Source organism: Erythrobacter sp. (assembly GCF_011765465.1).
Classification (GTDB): Bacteria; Pseudomonadota; Alphaproteobacteria; order Sphingomonadales; family Sphingomonadaceae; genus Erythrobacter.
This window is the reverse complement of sequence record NZ_CP050265.1, coordinates 1,563,529-1,583,622: the sequence shown is the minus strand read 5'-3', so window position 1 is coordinate 1,583,622 and position 20,094 is coordinate 1,563,529. Positions and strand designations below refer to the sequence as shown.

Sequence of the window (20,094 nt, the reverse complement as noted above, 5' to 3'; positions counted from 1 at the left end):
CGCTCAGCCGAGCGCTTCGGCGACGGCCCGGCGCAACAGGGGCAGGGTCTCGGCCTCGAACCATTCGTGCTTCGCCATCCAGAGCCGGGCGCGCCATGCGGGGTGGGGGAGGGGAAAGAACGAACCGAACTCGCGCGCCCGCCGGACCCGTTCGGTCATGGTGAGGCGGCGCGTATCCGGCAGGTAGGCCGCCTGCGCATAGGTCCCGACCAGCAAGGTCAGGCGGTCCTCCGGCAAAAGGGCAAGGATGCGTTCGTGCCACTGCGGCGCGCACTCCTTGCGCGGCGGGGCATCTCCGCCCTTGCGCTTGCCGGGATAGCAGAACCCCATCGGCATCAGCGCGACCTTCGCCGGATCGTAGAAGTCCCCGCGCTCCATGCCGAGCCAGCCGCGCAGCCGGTCGCCGCTGTCGTCGTCCCACGGCACGCCGCTTGCGTGGACCTTCGTGCCGGGAGCCTGCCCGATGATGAGCACGCGCGAGGCGGGCGAGAACTGGACCACCGGGCGCGGGCCGAGCGGCAGGTGATCGGCGCACAGGGTGCAGGCGGCGATTTCGCGGTGGAGGGCGCTCGCGCGCTCGCTCACCCCTCGACCCGTTCTGCGAGGTCGAGCCAGCGTTCCTCGGCGGCGTCCTTTTCCGCGCGAGCGTTCTCCAGCCCCTTGGAGATCGTGGCGAAACGCTGCGGGTCTTTCGTGAAGAGGTCGGGATCGGCCAGGATCGCCTCTCCCTTCGCGATCGCCGCTTCGAGTTCCTCGATCCGCTTGGGCAGGGTCTCGTAGTCGCGCTGGTCCTTGTAGCTGAGCTTGTCCGATTTGGGCGCCTTGGGGGCGGGTGAGGGTGAGGGGGCGCTCGCCTTCGGCTTCGCGCCGGATGAGGCGGGCTTCCGGCGCTTCGCCTCCCAGTCCTCGTAGCCACCCGCGACAATATCGACCTTGCCAGACCCGTCGAGGCCCAACGTGACCGTCACGGTGCGGTCGAGAAAGTCGCGGTCGTGGCTGACGATGAGGACCGTCCCGTCGAAATCGGCGATCACCTCCTGCAACAGGTCGAGCGTTTCGAGGTCGAGGTCGTTGGTCGGCTCGTCGAGCACGAGCAGGTTCGCCGTGCGCGCGAATTCGCGGGCGAGCAGCAGCCGCGAGCGTTCACCGCCCGACAGGATGCCGACCTTGGTGTCGACGATGCCGGGGTCGAACAGGAATTCCTTGAGATAGGCCTGCACGTGCTTGCGGTTGCCCCGCACATCGATCCAGTCGCCGCCCTCGGCGAGGATCTGGCGAACGGTCGCATCGGGTTCGAGCAGCTTTCTCTGCTGGTCGATCATCACGCCCGAGAGCGTCTTGGCGTGGGTGATCGTGCCGCCGTCGGGTTCCAGTTCTCCGGTCAGCATCTTCAGGAGCGTCGTCTTGCCCGCCCCGTTCGCGCCGACGATCCCGATCCGGTCGCCGCGCTGGATGCGCAAGGTGAAGGGCTTGATGATCGTGCGGTCTGCGAAGCTCTTGGTTATGCCTTCCGCGACGATCACGGATTTCGACTTGAAGTCCTCGTCGCTCGCCAGCTTGAGCTTGGCCGCGCCGCTGGTCGAGATCATCGCTGCCCGCGCCGCGCGCATCTGGTGGAGCTTTTCCAATCGCCCCTGGTTGCGCTTGCGCCGCGCGGTCACGCCGCGTTCGAGCCAGTGCGCTTCGATCTTGAGCTTGGCATCGAGCCTTTCGGCGGCCCGCGCTTCCTCGGCATAGACCTGCTCTTCCCACGCCTCGTAGCCGCCGAAGCCGACTTCCTTGCGCCGCAGCGTGCCGCGGTCGAGCCACAGAGTCGCCTTGGTCAGGCGTTTCAGGAAGGTGCGGTCGTGGCTGATCGTGATGAAGGCGCCCTTGTAGCGGCTGAGCCAGTCCTCGAGCCAGTCGATCGCGGAAAGGTCGAGATGGTTGGTCGGCTCGTCGAGCAGCAGCAGGTCGGGATCCTGCGCGAGCGCACGGGCGATCGCGGCGCGGCGCTTCTCGCCCCCGCTGGCGGTCGCCGCCTCGCGGCTCATGTCGATGCCCAATTGGCCCGCGATCGCCTCGATCTCGTGCGGTGCAGGGGCGTCCTCGCCGCCGAGCGCGAAGTCCATCAAGGTCTCCGAACGGCTGAAATCGGGCTCCTGTTCGAGGAACACGATCCGCGTCCCCGGCTTGACCCGCCGGACCCCGCGATCCGCTTCGATCCGCCCGGTCATGAGCCGCAGCAGCGTCGTCTTGCCTGCGCCGTTGCGACCGATCAGCGCGAGCCGGTCGCCCGGAAGCACGTGGAGGTCGATCGGTTCCGGCCCGTCCCCGCCCGGCCCGCGTCCGAACAGCCAGCGTCCGCCCTGCTGGAGCGAGAGGTCTTCGAGGCTGAGGATCGGGGGCTGCGCCATAGGAGCGCCGAGGTAGTGGCTTGCATCGCCCCTCACAAGCCGCTTCACTGCCCTTCATTCACGGCGACGAAAGCCGGCCTGAGCGAAAGCGGGCGAAAGGAAGGAGAATGCCATGAAAACCGCCATCACGTCCGCGCTCGCCGCGGGGTTGCTTGCCGCTACCGCCACCGCCGCCGCTCCCGCTGCCGCCGCCAATGTCGAGATCGAGGCGGAAGGCCCTGTGATCGAGCTCGGCGTCTATGAAAGCATCACCGCCGAACCCGACATCGTCACCGTCGGCGCGGGTGTCACCACCGAAGCGGCGACGGCGGTCGAGGCGATGCGGCAGAACGCGGACGCGATGACCCGCGTGATCGATCGGATCAAGGCGCTGGGCGTGAAGGAAAAGGACATCCAGACGACCGGCATCAACCTGTCGCCGCGTTACGATTACGATCGCGAAAATCGCAAGCAGGTCTTTCGCGGCTACACCGTCTCGAACCGGGTGAGCGTCAAGCTGCGCGAGATCGAGGGGACGGGCGACGCGCTCGACGCGCTGGTGGCGGCGGGTGCGACCGACATCAGCGGACCGAATTTCGGGCTCGACGACGATACGCAGGCCAAGGACGCGGCGCGCGAACGGGCGATCGAGCGGGCCGGGGAGCGGGCGCGCGCCTATGCCGCGATGCTCGGCTACGACGAGGTGCGGGTGCTGCAGATCAACGAATCCATCCAGGGCCGCGGCCCCGCTCCGGCCAGCGCGATGCGCGCGATGGATGCCGAGAGCATCAGCGTCAGCGCCACCCCGGTCCAGCCCGGGATGGTCGAGACGGGTGTGAGCATTGCGATCACATACGAACTGGTGGACGACGAGGCGGAGGATTGACCAGCGCGCAAGCGGGCCATTCACAGCCCGTTCAAAGCCTTGCTGCTAGCCGGACACTTGCCATGAAACGCATTCGCTCCCTTCTCGCCGGTTTCCTTGCCGCGCTTGCGCTCGGCGCGCTTGTCGCGCCTGCGAGCGCCGCAGGGGCGCGCGAAGCCTTCGCGCAGGACCAGTCCCGCTCCGACCAGGGCGAGGCGCGCAAGGAGATGAAGGCGGGCAATATCAAGACCATCAGCGAGATCGAGCGGCTGGTCCTCCCGCAGATGCGCGGCGCGGAATATCTCGGCTTTGCCTATGACGCGACAGCGCGCGCTTACCGGCTGAAATTCATCAAGGACGGGCGGGTCATCAATGTCGACGTCGACGGGGCGAGTGGGCGGATTATCAGCCGCTCGCGCTGAGCGGCGGTGCGCCCGGCGGTGGACACCGGAGCTTTGCGACCCCACGTAAGTTGACGAAACAGAGCCGAAAGCCCAACGAAACGGCAGCCCGACAAACGGCTGCCCGGCGGAACGGGCAAGGCAAACAGGCAAATGGTGGACCATGCGCATCCTGATCGTCGAAGATGAACCCACTCTCGGCCAGCAGCTCAAGACGACGCTGGAGCAGAACGGCTATGCCGTCGACCTTTCGACCGATGGCGAGGACGGGCATTTCCTTGGCAGCACCGAGGATTACGACGCGGTCATCCTCGATCTTGGCCTGCCGGAGATCGACGGGCTTACCGTGCTCGGGATGTGGCGGCGCGAAGGGCGTGACTTTCCCGTGCTGGTGCTGACCGCGCGCGACAGCTGGTCGGACAAGGTCGCCGGACTCGACGCGGGCGCGGACGATTACCTCGCCAAGCCGTTCCAGACCGAGGAACTGATCGCTCGCCTGCGCGCGCTTATCCGTCGGGCCAGCGGCAACACCTCCTCCGAACTCACCGCCGGCGACGTGCGGCTCGACACGCGTTCGGGCCGGGTCACGCTGGCAGGCGAGCCGGTCAAGCTTACCGCGCAGGAATACAAGCTGCTGTCCTACCTCATGCACCACAAGGGCAAGGTGGTCAGCCGCACCGAGCTCATCGAACATATCTACGATCAGGATTTCGACCGCGATTCGAACACGATCGAAGTTTTCGTCACCCGCATCCGCAAGAAACTCGGCGCAGAAGTGATCACGACGATCCGTGGCCTCGGTTACAGCCTCGACGACCCGGCGGACGCACCGCGGGCCTGATCCCGCGGACAGCGCCGCGACCTCGCCTCAGGGCGGGGCCGAAGGCGCTGCGATTCCCGCGCAGATGCCCGCGCCGGGGCGTCCGCTCGCCATGCGTCCGCGCGGCAGTCTTGCCCGGCGCATGGGGCTTATCGCGACCGCCTGGATTCTCGTCCTCCTGCTGGGCGGCGGGATTGCGCTCGAACGCACGCTGACGGGCCAGGTCGAGGAGAATTTCGACGAACAGCTCGAATATATCCTCACCGCCATGATCGCCTCGGCCGAGGTCCAGCCCGGCGGCGAGGTCAGCTTCTACCGCGTGCTGGGCGACCAGCGCTTCCTCGAACCGGGCAGCGGGCTCTACTGGCAGATCGACGGGGAGGGGCAGGATCCCTGGCCCTCGCGGAGCCTATGGGACCGCACGCTCGAGTTGCGCGGCGTGGTCGAGCGCGACACTGCGGACGGGGAAAGCGGCGGCTTCGACAGCGAGCCGTTCTTCTACAATTCCTCGCAGTTCGAAGGCGAACCGTTGCGCATCGCCGAGCGCACGGTGATCCTGCCCGGCAGCGACACACGCTGGACTTTCGCCGTCGCCAGCGCGACCGAGGAACTCGACGCGCAGGTGCAGCGGATCCGCCTGATCCTGATCTGGAGCTTCGCCGTGCTTGGCCTCGGGCTCATCGCGATGGCGCTTGTGCAGATCCGATACGGGCTCTCGCCGCTCCGCCGGGTGCGCGCGGCGATCCAGAAACTGCGCACCACGGGCGAGAACCGGATCACCGAGCCGCTTCCCGAGGAGGTCCAGCCGCTGGTCGAGGAATTGAACGCGCTGCTCGCTCATTCGGAGACGCAGGCCGAGGAAGCCCGTCGTCATGCGGGCAATCTCGCCCACGCGCTCAAGACCCCGCTCACCGTGCTGACCAACGCCGCGACCGCGCGCGCGCCCGATCTCGGCGAAGCGGTGATGCGCGAGACGCGCACCATGCAGCGCCACGTCGACCACCATCTCGCCCGCGCCCGGGCGGTCGGGCGGCGGGCGGTCGGCCACGCCCGCACCAATGTCCGCGCCAGCGCCGAGGCCGTGCGCCGCGCGGTCGAGCGGCTCCATCCCGACGCGCGGCTCGATATTGCCGGAAGCAGCACCGCCGAGGTCGCAGTCGAGCGGCAGGATTTGGACGAGATTCTCGGCAACCTGATCGAGAATGCCGCGAAATACGGCGGCGGCAGCGTATTCGTGACGATCGACCAGGATCCCGGCTCGGACCAATGCCTCGTCTGGATCGAGGACGACGGGGCAGGCATTCCCGAGGCCGAGCGGACCCGCATCTTCGACCGCGGCGCGCGGCTCGACACCGACAAGCCGGGAACCGGGCTCGGCCTTGCGATCGTGCGCGACGTGGTCGAGATCTACGAAGGCTCGGTGGCGCTGCGCGAAAGCGAGGATCTTGGCGGGCTGCTGGTCGAACTCTCCCTGCCGCGCGGCTGACGCTTTTTTCGGCGAAGGGTTCGTCCACCTTCCCGCGTTAAGGGGGCAAGTGATCGGAACGACCCACGCGAACGGGACGGATTGCGCAGCGAACCATGAAGGGGAACCTCGCCCCTCGTATGTCCACCGCCAACGCGGATGACGCGGCGCTCGTCGCGCGCATCGCCGCGCGTGAGGAAGCCGCGCTGCGCGAGGCGATCGCCGCGCACGCGGGGATGGTCCACCGGGTCGCCTACCGGATGCTGGGCGACGCGCACGAAGCCGAGGACATCGCGCAGGAGGCGATGCTGCGCCTGTGGGACAAGGCGCCGGGCATTACCGGGCGCGCGATTCGGCTGGGACCGTGGCTCAAGCGGGTCGCGGTGAACCTTTCGATCGACCGGCTCCGCCAGCGCCGCCGCAACGCGGGCGAGGACGTGCCCGAGCGCGCCGACGAGGCACCGCTCGCCGATGCGCTGCTCGAAGCCGACCAGCGCGATGCCGCCGCCCGCGCGCTGATCGCCACCCTGCCGGAGCGCCAGCGCGCCGCGATCGTGCTGACCTATTACGAGGAAATGCCCAATGCCGAGGCGGCCGAGACAATGGACATGAACATCAAGGCTTTCGAATCGCTCCTTCACCGCGCCCGCGCCGCGCTGCGCAAGGCGTTCGAGGAACAGCGGATGGCCGAAGGAGACGCGGCATGAGCGATCCGGCCCGTGACAATGGCGCTCCGATCCGCCCGGGCGAACCGCTCGACGCGGTTCTGCGCGGCGCGCGCGTCCCGCCGCTGGCGGAGGATTTCGCCGACCGGGTGATCGCCCGCACCGCCGACCGGCCCGACGCGCTCCCGCCGCTGCGCCCGCGCGCGCCGCGCTGGCGTGGCGGGCGGCGGCTGGCGCTGGGGGCGCTCGCCTTCGGCGCGCTCGCCAGCGCAGCGGCGGCGACCGGCCTGTTCGGCACGCTGCCCGACCGGGTGCCTTCGCCGGGCGAGGTCTGGGCGAGCCTTGCCGGGCCGGAAACCGTCCCTGCGCCCCCTGCGGCTGAGAACATCGCCCCGGTCCCGCCCGGCGCGGCCGATGCGCCGGTCGTCATCCAAGGCCCGATCGACACGCCCGAAGAGCTCGAGGAAGCGTTCCGCCGCTTCGACGATTTCCGCACCCGCCGCGCCGAATTGCGACGCGAGGCGACCGAGCGGCGGCTCGACCGGGCGCTCGAACGGAGGCGAGCACAGGGTCTTCCCGTGCCGAGCCCGCAGCAGGAGGCGCGCCTGCGCGAGCGCATGGACGACTTCCGGGAACGGCGCGCGGCGCGGATCGGCAGCCGGATCGAGGGCCGCCGCGACGATATGCGCGAGTCGGTTGAGAGCGGCGAGGCGATCGAGCCCGAGGACTTCGTGCGCCGCCAGGGCGGGGCGGGGGCGCGCAGGCCGATTGCCGACCGGTTAGAGCGCCTGCGTCGGCTCCCCCCGGAAGAGCGGCGCGCGCGCATCAGGCAATGGCGCGAGCGGCGCGAGCAATGGCTCGAACGCGGTATCGACCGGGCGATCGAAGAGGAAATGGTGGGCGAGCCTGCCGCTTCCGCCAACCCTCCGGCCCTCCGGGAAAACCGGTGAGCCGGCAGAAAAACCGCAGCAGATGCGAAGGGTCGCGGACCCCTTGCCCGTTATCGCGATGTCCCCGCCTGCAATGGTGGCAGCCGGGCGGGGCCGCCCAACACCCCCTTGATCCGAAAGGATGAGACGATGCGACCCACGATTTCACTTCTCGGCCTTGCCGCTCTCACGGCGCTCGGGCTGCTCGCAGTTCCGGCCGGCGCGCAGGAGACCCGGACGCGGACCTACGACGGCGAAAAGGCGACCGTCACCCAGACCACCACGCTGGACAGGGAGGCGGGCACGCTCGACCGCGACCGCACCGCCACGCACAAGGAAAGCGGCAAGTCGGTGGCAACCACCCTCGACCGCCAGCGCACCGAGACCGGCTCGACCGTCAGCCGCAGCCGCACCGGGCCCGAGGGTCGGACCCGCTCCTTCGAAGGCGAGCGCCTGCGCTCCGGCAACGGCTCCACCTTTACCGGCACCGCGACGACCCGAAGCGGCGAGCAGTATGGCGTCTTCGGGGAGCGTAGCCGCGACGCTGCAGGCAATTCGCAGGCGAGCCAGCGCGTGACCGGCCCCGATGGAGGGACGCTCTTCGCTCGTGACCGAACCACGACCCGCTCGCGCGACGAGGCCGGACGGCTGCGGACCGAGCGGCGCGTCAGCCGCACCGGCACCCCGGGCAAGCGCCTGCGCCGCGCGCCGCGCTGATCCGTTTCGAGCCGCGCGCGCCGGGGCCGAGCCCCGCCCCGGCGCGCACCATGACCCGGCGGTTCGGCGGTTCGCAGCGCGGACCGCGAGGGGCGCACCGGGGCACGGATCGCCCCGGTGCGGCCCGCTTCCATTAAGCGGCTATTCAAGCGCCGCCCCTCAGCCTTCGCACGAACCCCTGCGGAGGGCTCTGATGAACCCGAAAGCCAGCCTGTCCCTTGCCGCGATGTTCGCGCTCGCCGCCTGCGCCTCGCCGAGCCCTCGCGGCGATCTCACCGGGACGCGCACGGCGTTTCACAATCCCTATGCGACGATTGAGCGATTCGAGGAGGAAGGGCGCGTCGATGCCCTGTTCTATCCCGGCGCGGGGCGGTTCGCCTTCGACAGCGAGGGTAATCGCATTCGCCTCTCCCAGGCGGAACTGCGCGCTGTGCGCTCCCGGGCGGCAGCGGTGAATTCGATCATCATCCTGCGCGACGCCCTGGCGAGCGGCGAGAGGGTCGCGCTTCCTTTCGAAAGGCTTGATCCGCGCGATCGCCCGGCTCCGGTCGATCCGTCGCCCGATGCCCCTCCGATAGCGACTCCACCTGCCGCGGATCCCGGCGAGGAGCCGCGCTAGCCCCTAGAGCGACCGGGCCTTTTCGTGGTGGCGGATGACCTCGTCGATGATGAAGCGCAGGAATTTCTCGGAGAACTCGGGGTCGAGATCGGCCTCTTCCGACAGTTTGCGCAGACGCGCGATCTGGCGCTTCTCACGCTCCGGATCGGCCGGGGGGAGCGTCGCCTTAGCCTTGTATTCGCCAACCGCCTGGGTGATGCGAAACCGCTCGGCTAGCATATGGATGAGCGCCGCGTCGATATTGTCGATGCTCCGCCGATAGCCCGCCAGAACGGGGTCCGATGCAGGCGAGGCGGTGCCTTGCGCAGGCTCTCCGGTGGCGGCGGCATGGTGCATATCGTCGGACATCGGATGCAAAGCTAACAGCAATTTGCGGCTTGCCAAGCGTCCATCGCTCGCCCAAATGCGCCACTTATGACAGCCGATGTCGTTCCCCTGCCGCGCAAGCGGCCGACGCTCGATCCGATGCTTTCCTTGACGGCGAGCGGGATGAACGCGGTGAACACCGTCATTCTCGAACGAATGCAGAGCGAAATCCCGCTCATCCCCAGGCTGGCAGGGCATCTGATTTCGGGCGGGGGCAAGCGGCTGAGGCCGATGCTGACGCTCGCCGGGGCTGAACTGGTCGGCTACAACGGAACGCGCCATCACAAGCTCGCCGCCGCGGTCGAATTCATCCACACCGCGACGCTGCTGCACGATGACGTCGTCGATGGCAGCGAACTCAGGCGGGGCAAGGCGGCGGCTAACATCGTGTTCGGCAATCCGGCGACCGTGCTGGTCGGCGATTTCCTGTTCTCCCGCGCCTTCGAACTGATGACCGAGGACGGCAGTTTGCGCGTTCTCAAGATCCTCAGCCATGCGAGCGCGGTCATCGCCGAGGGCGAGGTTTCGCAGCTGACCGCCCAACGCCAGATCGAGACGAGCGAGGAACGCTACCTCCACATCATCGGCGCCAAGACCGCCGCGCTGTTCGCCGCCGCCAGCCAGATCGCGGCTGTCGTTGCGGAATGCTCCGACGAACAGGAGCGCGCGCTCGAGGATTACGGGCGCAATCTCGGCGTCGCCTTCCAGCTCGTCGACGATGCGATCGATTATGATTCCGACGCGGCGCAGATGGGCAAGGACCGCGGCGACGATTTTCGCGAGGGCAAGATGACGCTGCCCGTCATTCTCGCTCATGCCCGCGGCGACGGGGCGGAGCGCAAATTCTGGCGCGATGCCATCCTCGGCCACCGCTCGAGCGACGAGGATTTCGCGCAGGCCGTTTCCCTGATCGAAAAGCACGACGCGCTCGAGGATACCCGTGAACGCGCGCGCCATTTCGCCCACCGGGCGATCGACGCGATCTCGATCTTCCCCGACGGCAAGGCGCGCGCGGCGATGACCGAAGCAGCTCAATTCGCGGTCGCGCGCGGGTACTAAAGCCCGGTCGCGGGGCTTGAAGGAGGGGCCGAATCTGGCACAGCCTCTGCATGGCTGACGCTCTGCCGATCCACGCCGTTCTGCCCGACGTGCTCGCCGCCCTGCGCGGGACGGGCGCGGGCGTGCTCGTCGCGCCGCCAGGGGCAGGCAAGACGACTGCTGTGGCTCCGGCGCTGCTGGAGGAGGGATGGTGCACCGGGCAGGTCATCGTCACATCGCCGCGCCGCGTCGCCGCGCGCGCCGCGGCCGAGCGCATGGCGGCCCTGCTCGGCGAAAAGCCGGGCGAGACGGTGGGCTATGCGACGCGTCTCGAAAGCCGCGTTTCGGCGCGCACTCGCGTGCTCGTCATGACCGAGGCGATCCTCGTAAACCGGCTGGTCGAGGATCCCGAACTGCCCGGCATCTCGGCGCTTCTCTTCGACGAGGCGCACGAGCGCCACCTCGACAGCGATCTCGGCCTTGCTCTCGCGTTGGAAAGCCGCGCTGTGCTGCGCGAGGATCTGCGCGTGCTGGTGATGTCGGCGACCATCGACGGGGCGCGCTTCGCGCGGCTGCTGGGCGAGAACGCGCCGGTGATCGAGAGTGAGGGGCGCAGCTTTCCGCTGGCAATCAAGTGGCTTGGCTCCGATCCTTCGCAGGGAATCGAAGATGCTGTCGCAGGCGCGGTGATGCAGGCGTGGCGGGACGAGGACGGCGACATTCTCGCCTTCCTGCCCGGCGTGCGCGAGATCGAGCGGGTCCGCGAACGCCTCGCCGCACGCCTGCCCGATATTCCGATCCTGCCGCTCCACGGCCAGGTCGAGCCCGCCGCCCAGCGCGCCGCTATCGCCCGCGACGCCCACGGCCGCCGCCGCGTCGTGCTGGCGAGCGCGATTGCGGAAACCTCGCTCACATTGGACGGGGTTTCGGTCGTGGTCGACAGCGGCCTTGCGCGCCTCGCCGAATTCGATCCCGCCGCCGGGACCACCCATCTCGTCACCCGCCGGGCAAGCCGCGCCGCCGCCGCCCAGCGCGCGGGGCGAGCCGCCCGGCAAGGGCCGGGGATAACCTACCGCTTGTGGGAGGAAGGCGGGCATCTCGGTCGCCCCGAATTCGCCGCGCCCGAAATCGCGACCGCCGACCTTGCCCCGCTCGTGCTGACGCTGGCGCGCTGGGGGCAGGGCGACCCGGCGGCGCTGCCGTGGCTCGACCCGCCGCCCGAAGCCGCCGTGGCAAGCGCCCAGGTGCGGCTGGCGGCGATGGGCGCGCTCGACGGTCAGGGACGGATCACGCCGTGGGGTGAGAAGGTCGCTGCGCTTGCGATGGCGCCCGATCAAGCCGCTGCGCTCCTTTTCGCCGCCGAGGCCGGGTGCGAGGAGGAGACGGCGCGGATCGTCATGCTGCTGCAGGAACGCGGGCTCGGGGGGCGTGGCGAAGACCTCGCGCAGCGCCTTTCCGGCTGGGCAAGGGAGCGCGGCAAACGAGCCGATGGCGCGCGCCGGACCGCGCAGGGCTGGGCTAAGCGCGCACGAGGGCTGGCACAGCCGGGCGCACGCAACCTCGATCCATTCGAATGCCTCGCCCTTGCGCGGCCCGACTTCGTGGCGCGGCGGCGCGATGCCTCGGGTGAGCACTGGATCGCTGCGGGCGGGCGCGGCTTCCGGCTCGATCCGGCCTCTCTGCTGGCGCGCGCCGAATGGATCGTGATCGGCGATGCTCAGGGGCAGGCGGCGGGCGCGCGGATCACGGCTGGGGCCGAGCTTGCGTCCGAAAGGGTCGCGGCGATCTTCGCAGACCGGATCGAGGAAGCGGTCGCAACCGACTGGGACGACGAGAAGAACCGGGTGCGCGCGGTGCGCCGCAGGCGGCTCGGCGCGATCACGCTGGCGAGCGTGGCGGAGCCGTCGCCAGACCCGGCGGCGGTTGTGGACATCCTTGTGGACAAAGCTCTGGAGAGACTGGCGACAGGCGGCCTGCTGCCGGACGGCTTCCTCGCCCGGGCTCGCTTTGCGAGGGTCGAGGCGCTGTCGCCCGAAGCCCTGCGCGATAACGCCGCGCTCTGGCTCGGCCCGTTGCTGGAGGGTCGGCGCGATCTCGAAATAGCACCGGGCCGTGTGGCGGAGGCGGCGATGGGCCTGCTCGACTGGGATGCCCGCCAGCGCCTCGAAAACGAAGCCCCCACCCATTTCACCTCGCCCGCGGGCACGCGCCACGCGATCGATTACGCGGGCGAGGACGCGCCGAGCGTCGAGGTGCGGGTGCAGGCGCTGTTCGGGCTCGACGCGCATCCGATGATCGGGGATGTGCCGCTGCTCCTCAAGCTTACCAGCCCCGCCGGGCGCCCGGTCCAGTCGACGCGCGATCTCCCCGGCTTCTGGCGCGGCAGCTGGGCGGATGTGGCGAAGGACATGAAGGGGCGCTATCCAAAGCACCGTTGGCCCGAACGCCCATGGGAGGAAAAGCCGAGCCTGAAGACCAAAAACGCCTTCAACCGCGAGTGATTCTGGATTATCGCAAACGCACAATTCTAGGTGGGATCAACGGCGCGCACAGCGCGCCGCAAGGCCGACCGGCCGCCCGCAGCGACGCGAGCGCAGCTCGCATGAGCGAGGAAACGAAACAAAAATGCCCGCAGTGATCTACCAGCAGCCCAAGAGCGCGATGCAGTCCGGCAAGGCCAAGACCGACACCTGGGTGCTCGAATTCGAGCGGTCCGAGGCGCTGCGGCCCGACCCGCTGATGGGCTGGGCCGGGAGCGGGGACACGCAGGCCCAGGTGCGGCTCAACTTCCCCACCAAGGACGCGGCGAAAGCCTATGCCGAGAAATACGGCATCCCCGCACGCGTGCACCAGACGCCTCCCAAGCGGCTCAAGCTTCAGGCTTACGCGGACAATTTTAAGTAAAATCCTCGCTCATGCGGCCTGACGGCCGCATCGCTGCGGGCGGCCGGTCGGCCTTGCGGTCGCTGCGCGACCGGAAAGCGCAACACGCGACATCCCGCTGTTGAATTCGCGGAAGTTTCGCGCCATATGCGCGGTCGGGAGTCGGGTGGACGTTTGCGTTCGCTCACCGGGTCAGGTCCGGAAGGAAGCAGCCCAGGTGAATTGCGGCGGGTCGCTCGGCTCCTTTTCCTTTTTCAGCGCACATTTTTCCGCACGGCTCGCCATGACAAAACCGCGGCGAACGCCTAGCTTGTGCGCGTGAACGATTCCGATCCAGACCTGCCCGATCCGCAAGAGGAAAACCGCCCGAGCGCGGCGGAGCTCGAGGCTGCGGGCCAGAACTCCATGTTCGGCGATGCGCCAGCGCCTGCGCCGACCTCTGCCGCTCCGTCCGCCCCGGCGCCCGCGCCCGCCGCCCCGGCGCCCGCGCCCGCCGCCCCGGATGTCGCGCAGCCCTACCGCGTTCTGGCACGCAAATACCGCCCGCAGACCTTCAGCCAGCTGATCGGGCAGGAGCCGATGGTGCGCACGCTCGCCAATGCGATCGAGCGCGACCGGCTCGCGCACGCCTTCCTGATGACCGGGGTGAGGGGGGTCGGCAAGACCTCGACCGCGCGGCTCATCGCGAAGGCGCTGAACTGCGTCGGCCCGGACGGGACCGGCGGGCCGACGATCGACCCTTGCGGCGTGTGCGAGCCGTGCCGCGCGATCGCCGAGGGGCGGCACATCGACGTGATCGAGATGGACGCGGCCTCGAACACCGGGGTCGACGACGTGCGCGAGATCATCGACGCGGTGCAGTATTCGGCCGTCTCTGCACGCTACAAGATCTACATCATCGACGAGGTCCATATGCTCTCGCGCAATGCGTTCAACGCATTGCTCAAGACGCTGGAGGAGCCGCCCGCCCACGTCAAATTCCTGTTCGCCACGACCGAAGTGGAGAAGCTGCCCGTCACGGTGCTGAGCCGCACCCAGCGTTTCGATTTGAGGCGCATCCCGGCGGACCTGCTGGCGAAGCATTTCGCCTGGGTCTGCGCCGAGGAAGGGGCCGAGGCCGAGGACGAGGCGCTCGCCATCGTCGCGGCGGCGGCGGAGGGTTCGGTGCGCGACGGACTCTCTATCCTAGACCAGGCGATCGCCCATGCCGATCTCGAGGAAGGCGGGAAAGTCACCGCGGCGCGCGTGCGCGATATGCTCGGCCTTGCCGACAAGAGCGCGCAAAGGCGCCTGCTCGGCGCGGTGCTCGAAGGCGATGCCAAGGCGCTGCTCGCGGGCGTGGACGAGCAATACGCGCTCGGCGTCGAACCGCTCGCGCTGATGCGTGCGCTGATGGACCTCGTCCATCGCATCACCGTCGCGCAGGTCGCCGGGTCCGAACCCGACGCGCCGAGCGAGGAGGAACGCCTGGCGCTCGCCGATTTCGCAGCGCGGCTGGGGGCGGGCGAACTCCATCGCCTGTGGCAATTGCTGCTCAAGGGGCATGAGGAAGTCCGCACTGCGCCCGATCCGCTGGTCGCGCTGCAGATGGCGCTCCTGCGGGTGCTCCATGCGAGCGAAATGCCCGATCCGGGTAAGCTCGCGCGCCGGATCGAGGAAATGGCAGCGAACGGCCCCACGCCCGCCGCGGCGAGCGCTCCGGCGGGTGATGCGCCGCAGACACCCTCAGGCGAGGCCCCTTCCGCCGCCGCTCCGCCGCAGGACTGGCCCGCGCTGGTCGAACAGGTCGAGGACGCCGGCCACCTGCGCGTCGCCCAGATGATGCGTGACCGCGTCCGGGTGATCGAGCTCGGCGAGGATAGGCTCATCTTCGAACAGGCCGACAGCTTTCCCGACGATCCCGTGCCCGAGATCCGCGACGCCCTGCTCAAACTGACCGGGCGGCGCTGGCAGGTCGAGCGTGGCCAGGCCGAGGCCGGGCGCGCGGCGCAGCCTAGTTTGCGCGAAGCCGCCGAGGCCGCGGAGCGCGCCGCGCGCGAGCGGATGATGAACGACCCGCTGGTGAAGGCCGCGCTTGCAAATTTTCCCGAGGCCGAAGTGCTTGTCGATGAAAAGGGGCAGGGGGCCAAGGTGGCGCGCATGGACCGCGCGGCGCGCAATTGATGGAGAGAACGCGATGAAATCGATGGAAGAAATGATGCAGGCCGCCCAGCAGGCCGCCGAGACGATCCAGAAACAGATGAACGAGATGCAGGTCAAGCTCGACAACATGGAAGTCGAGGGCCAGTCGGGCGGCGGGCTCGTGAAAGTCCGCGCGACCGCCAAGGGCCGGATCATCGGCGTCGACATCGACGACAGCCTGATGAAGCCGGAGGAAAAGCAGGTGCTCGAAGACCTCGTCACCGCCGCCTTCAACGACGCGCGTGACAAGGCGGATCGGGTTTCGGCCGAGCAGATGAAGGAAATGCAGGGCTCGATGGGCCTGCCGCCGGGGTTCAACCTGCCGGGCATGGGGTGATGTCGCCTTGCGGGGGACGCTCGCAAAGCAGCTCTGCCTCGCTCAGGTGTTCGGCGTCGCCTTAGTCGTCGCGGCGGGTTCGCTGACCGCCCCCGATCCCGATTAGGGCGAGGCCATCGTGTTCTTCGTTATCGGCCTCGTCTTTTCGCTGACGCTGTTCGTTCCGGCGCTCGCTATCGCCTTTGCGCTGGCGCAGCCGGTTTACGATAACGTCACCGGGTTCGTTCTGCTCGGCCCGGTGCTTGTGGGAGCAGTGGTCCTGCCTACACTCGGTATGCATTTCGGTGGCGTCATCGCAGCGGGCGCGGCAATCTCCTTTTGCGTGTTCTTCCTTCTGGCAAGGAACGACAACCCGGCTCATCCCATTGTGCAGAAGTGACCGCCCGCTTCCACAGCTTCGTGCGCCCCGCCATTGCGGCGCTGCCCGCCGCTACCCATATTTCCTGCAAAGGACGGCCCCAATGGCCGCCGCGGACCTAGAATCATGACCCAGACCTTTCCCCTCCTCCCCTTGCGCGACATCGTCGTCTTTCCCGGCATGGTCGTGCCCCTCTTCGTCGGGCGCGAAAAATCGGTGGCGGCACTCGAAGCCGCGATGGAAGCGTCGAAGGACATCTTCCTCCTCGCCCAGCTCGATCCCGGCACGGATGATCCCGAGGGCGATGACCTCTACGATGTCGGCGTCGTCGCGCAGGTGCTCCAGCTGCTGAAGCTGCCCGACGGCACGGTGCGCGTGCTGGTCGAGGGTGCGCACCGCGCGCAGCTTGCAGGGCTCGGCGATGCCGGGGACTATGTCCTTGCCGAAGTCGACCTGCTCGAACCCGAGACGGTCGCGGGCAGCGAAGTCACCGCGCTGATGCGGCAGGTGACCGAACAGTTCGGCGAATATGCCAAGCTCAACAAGAAGCTGGGCGATGAAACCAACATCGAACTCGGCGAAGTCGACGATGCCGGCCAGCTCGCCGACGTGATCGCCGCCGCGCTCAGCGCCAAGGTTTCCGACAAGCAGTCGCTGCTGGCCGAGGCCAATCCGCTGAAGCGGCTCGAACTCGTCATGGCCTTCATGGAAGGCGAGCTGTCAGTCCTCCAGGTCGAGCGCAAGATCCGCGGGCGCGTGAAGCGCCAGATGGAAAAGACGCAGCGCGAATATTACCTCAACGAACAGCTGAAGGCGATCCAGAGCGAACTGGGCGGCGGCGACGGCGAGGACGGCGACGAGATTGCCGAGCTGACCGAGAAGATCGAGAAGACGAAGCTGTCCAAGGAAGCCAGGGCCAAGGCGCAGGCCGAACTCAAGAAGCTCAAGGCGATGCAGCCGATGAGCGCCGAGGCGACCGTCATCCGCAATTACCTCGACGTGCTGCTGGGCCTGCCCTGGGGCAAGAAGTCGAAGATCAAGAAGGACATCGCCAAGGCGCAGGACGTGCTCGATGCGGACCATTACGGCCTCGAAAAGGTCAAGGACCGGATCATCGAATATCTCGCCGTGCAGGCGCGCACGAACAAGCTGAAGGGGCCGATCCTGTGCCTCGTCGGCCCGCCCGGCGTGGGCAAGACGTCGCTGGGCAAGTCGATCGCAAAGGCGACGGGCCGCGAATTCGTGCGCCAGTCGCTGGGCGGCGTGCGCGACGAGGCGGAAATTCGCGGCCACCGCCGGACCTATATCGGTTCGATGCCGGGCAAGATCGTTTCGAACCTCAAGAAGGCCGGCACGATCAACCCGCTGTTCCTGTTGGATGAAATCGACAAGCTCGGCCAGGATTTCCGCGGCGACCCAGCCTCGGCACTGCTCGAGGTGCTCGACCCGGAACAGAACAACAAGTTCCAGGACCATTATCTCGAACTCGACCTCGACCTGTCGGGCATCATGTTCGTGACCACCGCGAACAGTCTCGACCTGCCGCAGCCGCTGCTCGACCGGATGGAGATCATCCGCCTCGAAGGCTACACCGAGGACGAGAAGGTCGAGATCGCCAAGCGCCACCTGCTGCCCAAGCAGGTCGAGGAGCATGGTCTCAAGGACGGCGAATTCGAACTGACCGAAGAGGGGCTGCGCGACCTCATCCGCTACTACACCCGCGAGGCGGGCGTTCGCACGCTGGAGCGCGAGATCGCGCGGCTTTGCCGCAAGTCCTTGCGCAAGATCCTCGAAGGCGAGGCGCAGAGCGTCACCGTGACGCCGGAAAACCTCGGCGACTTCGCCGGCGTACGCAAGTTCAAGCACGGCATGAGCGAGGAAGAGGCGCAGGTCGGCGCGGTCACGGGGCTCGCCTGGACGCAGGTCGGCGGCGAACTGCTCACGATCGAAAGCGTGACGACCCCCGGCAAGGGCGAGATCAAGACGACCGGCAAGCTCGGCGAGGTGATGAACGAAAGCGTCGCGGCGGCCTTCAGCTTCGTCAAGGCGCGGGCGCCCGCCTATGGCATCAAGCCCTCGATCTTCCAGCGCAAGAACGTCCACATCCACCTGCCCGAAGGTGCCGTGCCCAAGGACGGGCCGAGCGCGGGCATCGGCATGGTCACCTCGATCGTCTCGACGCTCACCGGTGCGCACGTGCGGCCCGACATCGCCATGACCGGCGAAGTCACGCTGCGCGGCCGGGTGCTGGCGATCGGCGGCTTGAAGGAAAAGCTGCTCGCTGCTCTTCGCGGCGGGATCAAGACGGTCCTCATCCCCGAGGAGAACGTCAAGGATCTCGCCGAGATTCCGGACAATGTGAAGGAGGGGCTCGAAATCATCCCGGTGAGCCATGTGGACGAGGTGCTGACCCGCGCGATTATCGACCTGCCGGACCCGATCGAGTGGACCGAGGCCGACGATCTCGCTTCGCAGCCGCACGCAGCCGCAGGGAGTGAGAATCCTTCCGTTTCGGACGTGCCAACCGCGCATTGATTGGCTAGGGACCGGTGGCTTGCCGCGAATCGCGGTAAGGGTCGCAAACTACTCGGGAAACGCGCCGGATGAGCGGATCATGAGGCGAGCCACGGTTCGTCGCAAATGCGATACACTCGTCGTGAATGCGCGCGTTCGCGGGCGATTTGCCTTTGACAGTCTCTCGCAAAAAGTCTCAAATCCTGAGCTTTCGGGGAGGCGATTCACCGAATGAACGAATTGATCTCAAGACTGAGGGGGTTCCCAATATGAACAAGAACGATCTGATCAGCGCCGTTGCCGAAACCAGTGGCCTCTCCAAGAACGACGCCTCCAACGCCGTCGAAGGCGTTTTCGAAGCGATCACCAAGGCCCTGTCGAGCGGCGACGAAGTGCGTCTGGTCGGTTTCGGCACGTTCTCCGTCGCCAAGCGCAAGGCGTCGACCGGCCGCAACCCGCGCACCGGCGAAGAGATGAAGATCCCGGCGTCGAACCAGCCGAAGTTCAAGGCCGGCAAGGGTCTCAAGGACGCGGTCAACTGATCCGACCCGCTCTTCGCGCGGCATAGTTCGCGCGCTGAAACGCGAAACCCCGCCAACCGCAAGGCTGGCGGGGTTTTTCGTGCGCGCCTTCTGCCGTCAGGCGGCGCGGATCACGGCGTGAGGTCGATCAGTGCGGTTGGCGCGGCCTTGGTGCGCGGCGTGATGTCCCACATCAGCACCTCTCCCGTAGGCGTCGGGTTCGCACCCTCGTCGGTGTTGTTGGCGAGGATCCGCATCGACCCCTTGGTGACGATCGAGAAAGTCCCCTCGATCTGCGGGATGTTCGGCATCTGCGGCGCCTCGCCGCCATCCTGCTCCTCGCCCAGCGCGGCGAGCCCGGCCATCGCGCCCATGCCGCCCATCATCGCGGCCATAGGGTTGTCGTCGTTCTGCGCGGCGAAAGCGGGAGCGTTGACGCGGACCACGTCGCCATCGCGCAGGATGAACTGGACAAAGGGACTGGTGGTCGGAAAACCTTCGATCATCGGAAAGAGGAAATCGTGGCCCATCGTGCCGGTGATCGAATAGCTCACCTCAAAGACGCCATCGCCCTTGGGCACGACGCGCTCCCAGCCCTTCTGCCGCATCAGCATCTCGGCGAGCTCCTGCGCCGCTTCGGGATCGGAAGGGTCGATCCCGCCCATCATGGCCGACATCTGCTCGGCCTTCTGCTTCGCCTCTGCGGCGCGCTGGGGTGCGTTCGCCTCCCATTCGGCGCGCTGCTCGGCGACCTCGGCGGGGGTGCATTCGCGCGTTTCGAAGCTGTCTTCTTCGGTGCACTCGGCCTCGAATTCCTCGGCGGCCGCGCCCATCTGCGACAGGCCCGACAGGCCGAGGAAGAAGATCTCGCCGTCATAGGAGAAGGTGAAGCTGTCGTCTTCGCCGAGGATGAGCGCAGAGTCGAACTTGCCCGGCGCGATGAAGCAACCCGACAGGACGAGCGAGAGCCCCGTGAGGATCGTCGCGGCGGCGTAACGGATCGGTGAATGATGTGTCATTGCTGTAGTCTCCCCCCAAAG

The 20,094-nt window shown here is 67.8% G+C and carries 20 protein-coding genes and 1 other RNA gene; 17 read left to right on the top strand and 4 right to left on the bottom strand.

The genetic code is table 11. The features are described from left to right. Positions 1-3 precede the first annotated feature (3 nt). Both G9473_RS07560 and G9473_RS07555 read right to left on the bottom strand, forming a co-directional pair. Positions 4-585, bottom strand: coding sequence for a uracil-DNA glycosylase family protein (locus tag G9473_RS07560; protein ID WP_291137957.1), 582 nt, complete (start codon positions 583-585; stop codon positions 4-6). Beyond that, positions 582-2,396, bottom strand: a complete 1,815-nt coding sequence (locus G9473_RS07555) for an ABC-F family ATP-binding cassette domain-containing protein (protein WP_291137954.1) — start codon at positions 2,394-2,396, stop codon at positions 582-584. The genes G9473_RS07560 and G9473_RS07555 overlap by 4 nt, the downstream gene beginning before the upstream one ends. A gap of 112 nt (positions 2,397-2,508) precedes the next feature. On the opposite strand from G9473_RS07555, the gene G9473_RS07550 reads away from it, so the two are divergent. From G9473_RS07550 to G9473_RS07515, 8 genes are all read left to right on the top strand, one after another. Next, complete coding sequence (locus G9473_RS07550) at positions 2,509-3,261, top strand: SIMPL domain-containing protein (protein ID WP_291137951.1); 753 nt, start codon at positions 2,509-2,511, stop codon at positions 3,259-3,261. Positions 3,262-3,323: 62 nt separating this feature from the next. Continuing rightward, positions 3,324-3,662, top strand: coding sequence for a hypothetical protein (locus G9473_RS07545; RefSeq protein ID WP_291137948.1), 339 nt, complete (start codon positions 3,324-3,326; stop codon positions 3,660-3,662). Positions 3,663-3,804: 142 nt separating this feature from the next. Beyond that, complete coding sequence (locus tag G9473_RS07540) at positions 3,805-4,482, top strand: response regulator transcription factor (protein WP_034900799.1); 678 nt, start codon at positions 3,805-3,807, stop codon at positions 4,480-4,482. A gap of 64 nt (positions 4,483-4,546) precedes the next feature. Further along, positions 4,547-5,947, top strand: a complete 1,401-nt coding sequence (locus G9473_RS07535; protein ID WP_291137941.1) for a HAMP domain-containing sensor histidine kinase — start codon at positions 4,547-4,549, stop codon at positions 5,945-5,947. Between the two features lie 119 nt (positions 5,948-6,066). After that, positions 6,067-6,633 carry a sigma-70 family RNA polymerase sigma factor gene (locus G9473_RS07530; protein ID WP_291137937.1) on the top strand — a complete coding sequence of 189 codons (567 nt, stop codon included), beginning with the start codon at positions 6,067-6,069 and terminating at the stop codon, positions 6,631-6,633. Then, on the top strand, positions 6,630-7,541 hold the full coding sequence (locus G9473_RS07525) for a hypothetical protein (protein ID WP_291137934.1): 912 nt from the start codon (positions 6,630-6,632) through the stop codon (positions 7,539-7,541). Before G9473_RS07530 ends, G9473_RS07525 begins: the two co-directional genes overlap by 4 nt. Positions 7,542-7,670: 129 nt before the next feature. After that, positions 7,671-8,237, top strand: coding sequence for a hypothetical protein (locus G9473_RS07520; RefSeq protein ID WP_291137931.1), 567 nt, complete (start codon positions 7,671-7,673; stop codon positions 8,235-8,237). Positions 8,238-8,430: 193 nt separating this feature from the next. Beyond that, positions 8,431-8,856, top strand: a complete 426-nt coding sequence (locus G9473_RS07515) for a hypothetical protein (protein WP_291137928.1) — start codon at positions 8,431-8,433, stop codon at positions 8,854-8,856. Between the two features lie 3 nt (positions 8,857-8,859). On the opposite strand, the gene G9473_RS07510 is transcribed toward G9473_RS07515, so the two are convergent. Next, the gene (locus G9473_RS07510; protein WP_291138325.1) at positions 8,860-9,192 is read right to left on the bottom strand and encodes a chorismate mutase; all 333 of its coding nucleotides are present in this window, start codon (positions 9,190-9,192) and stop codon (positions 8,860-8,862) included. A gap of 78 nt (positions 9,193-9,270) precedes the next feature. On the opposite strand from G9473_RS07510, the gene G9473_RS07505 reads away from it, so the two are divergent. The 9 genes from G9473_RS07505 (at position 9,271) to G9473_RS07465 (ending at position 19,075) form a co-directional block, all read left to right on the top strand. Next, entirely contained in the window at positions 9,271-10,281 is a 1,011-nt protein-coding gene (locus tag G9473_RS07505; RefSeq protein WP_291137925.1) for a polyprenyl synthetase family protein, read from the top strand. A 50-nt stretch (positions 10,282-10,331) separates the two neighbouring features. Then, complete coding sequence (gene hrpB, locus G9473_RS07500; protein ID WP_291137922.1) at positions 10,332-12,761, top strand: ATP-dependent helicase HrpB; 2,430 nt, start codon at positions 10,332-10,334, stop codon at positions 12,759-12,761. A 124-nt stretch (positions 12,762-12,885) separates the two neighbouring features. After that, on the top strand, positions 12,886-13,164 hold the full coding sequence (locus G9473_RS07495) for an ETC complex I subunit (RefSeq protein ID WP_291137919.1): 279 nt from the start codon (positions 12,886-12,888) through the stop codon (positions 13,162-13,164). Between the two features lie 134 nt (positions 13,165-13,298). Then, an RNA gene (gene ffs / locus G9473_RS07490) (signal recognition particle sRNA small type) lies at positions 13,299-13,393 on the top strand. A 155-nt stretch (positions 13,394-13,548) separates the two neighbouring features. Further along, positions 13,549-15,306: a DNA polymerase III subunit gamma/tau gene (locus G9473_RS07485; RefSeq protein WP_291138322.1), complete on the top strand. Its 1,758-nt coding sequence runs from the start codon at positions 13,549-13,551 to the stop codon at positions 15,304-15,306. Positions 15,307-15,319: 13 nt separating this feature from the next. Next, on the top strand, positions 15,320-15,661 hold the full coding sequence (locus G9473_RS07480) for a YbaB/EbfC family nucleoid-associated protein (protein ID WP_291137916.1): 342 nt from the start codon (positions 15,320-15,322) through the stop codon (positions 15,659-15,661). A 118-nt stretch (positions 15,662-15,779) separates the two neighbouring features. Beyond that, positions 15,780-16,040: a hypothetical protein gene (locus G9473_RS07475; protein WP_291137914.1), complete on the top strand. Its 261-nt coding sequence runs from the start codon at positions 15,780-15,782 to the stop codon at positions 16,038-16,040. A gap of 105 nt (positions 16,041-16,145) precedes the next feature. Then, positions 16,146-18,554, top strand: coding sequence for an endopeptidase La (lon, locus tag G9473_RS07470; RefSeq protein WP_291137912.1), 2,409 nt, complete (start codon positions 16,146-16,148; stop codon positions 18,552-18,554). Positions 18,555-18,802: 248 nt separating this feature from the next. Next, positions 18,803-19,075 carry an HU family DNA-binding protein gene (locus G9473_RS07465; RefSeq protein WP_034900822.1) on the top strand — a complete coding sequence of 91 codons (273 nt, stop codon included), beginning with the start codon at positions 18,803-18,805 and terminating at the stop codon, positions 19,073-19,075. 110 nt (positions 19,076-19,185) lie between these two features. On the opposite strand, the gene G9473_RS07460 is transcribed toward G9473_RS07465, so the two are convergent. Beyond that, the gene (locus tag G9473_RS07460; RefSeq protein WP_291137910.1) at positions 19,186-20,073 is read right to left on the bottom strand and encodes a hypothetical protein; all 888 of its coding nucleotides are present in this window, start codon (positions 20,071-20,073) and stop codon (positions 19,186-19,188) included. Positions 20,074-20,094 lie beyond the last annotated feature (21 nt).

Coding starts and splice junctions, on each gene's coding strand:
- G9473_RS07535 (WP_291137941.1), top strand. CDS start 4,547: ATGCCCGCGCCGGGGCGTCCGCTCGCCATGCGTCCGCGCGGCAGTCTT.
- G9473_RS07540 (WP_034900799.1), top strand. CDS start 3,805: ATGCGCATCCTGATCGTCGAAGATGAACCCACTCTCGGCCAGCAGCTC.
- G9473_RS07545 (WP_291137948.1), top strand. CDS start 3,324: ATGAAACGCATTCGCTCCCTTCTCGCCGGTTTCCTTGCCGCGCTTGCG.
- G9473_RS07515 (WP_291137928.1), top strand. CDS start 8,431: ATGAACCCGAAAGCCAGCCTGTCCCTTGCCGCGATGTTCGCGCTCGCC.
- G9473_RS07530 (WP_291137937.1), top strand. CDS start 6,067: ATGTCCACCGCCAACGCGGATGACGCGGCGCTCGTCGCGCGCATCGCC.
- G9473_RS07510 (WP_291138325.1), bottom strand. CDS start 9,192: ATGCACCATGCCGCCGCCACCGGAGAGCCTGCGCAAGGCACCGCCTCG.
- G9473_RS07505 (WP_291137925.1), top strand. CDS start 9,271: ATGACAGCCGATGTCGTTCCCCTGCCGCGCAAGCGGCCGACGCTCGAT.
- G9473_RS07495 (WP_291137919.1), top strand. CDS start 12,886: ATGCCCGCAGTGATCTACCAGCAGCCCAAGAGCGCGATGCAGTCCGGC.
- hrpB (WP_291137922.1), top strand. CDS start 10,332: ATGGCTGACGCTCTGCCGATCCACGCCGTTCTGCCCGACGTGCTCGCC.
- lon (WP_291137912.1), top strand. CDS start 16,146: ATGACCCAGACCTTTCCCCTCCTCCCCTTGCGCGACATCGTCGTCTTT.
- G9473_RS07520 (WP_291137931.1), top strand. CDS start 7,671: ATGCGACCCACGATTTCACTTCTCGGCCTTGCCGCTCTCACGGCGCTC.
- G9473_RS07525 (WP_291137934.1), top strand. CDS start 6,630: ATGAGCGATCCGGCCCGTGACAATGGCGCTCCGATCCGCCCGGGCGAA.
- G9473_RS07460 (WP_291137910.1), bottom strand. CDS start 20,073: ATGACACATCATTCACCGATCCGTTACGCCGCCGCGACGATCCTCACG.
- G9473_RS07550 (WP_291137951.1), top strand. CDS start 2,509: ATGAAAACCGCCATCACGTCCGCGCTCGCCGCGGGGTTGCTTGCCGCT.
- G9473_RS07485 (WP_291138322.1), top strand. CDS start 13,549: ATGTTCGGCGATGCGCCAGCGCCTGCGCCGACCTCTGCCGCTCCGTCC.
- G9473_RS07465 (WP_034900822.1), top strand. CDS start 18,803: ATGAACAAGAACGATCTGATCAGCGCCGTTGCCGAAACCAGTGGCCTC.
- G9473_RS07480 (WP_291137916.1), top strand. CDS start 15,320: ATGAAATCGATGGAAGAAATGATGCAGGCCGCCCAGCAGGCCGCCGAG.
- G9473_RS07555 (WP_291137954.1), bottom strand. CDS start 2,396: ATGGCGCAGCCCCCGATCCTCAGCCTCGAAGACCTCTCGCTCCAGCAG.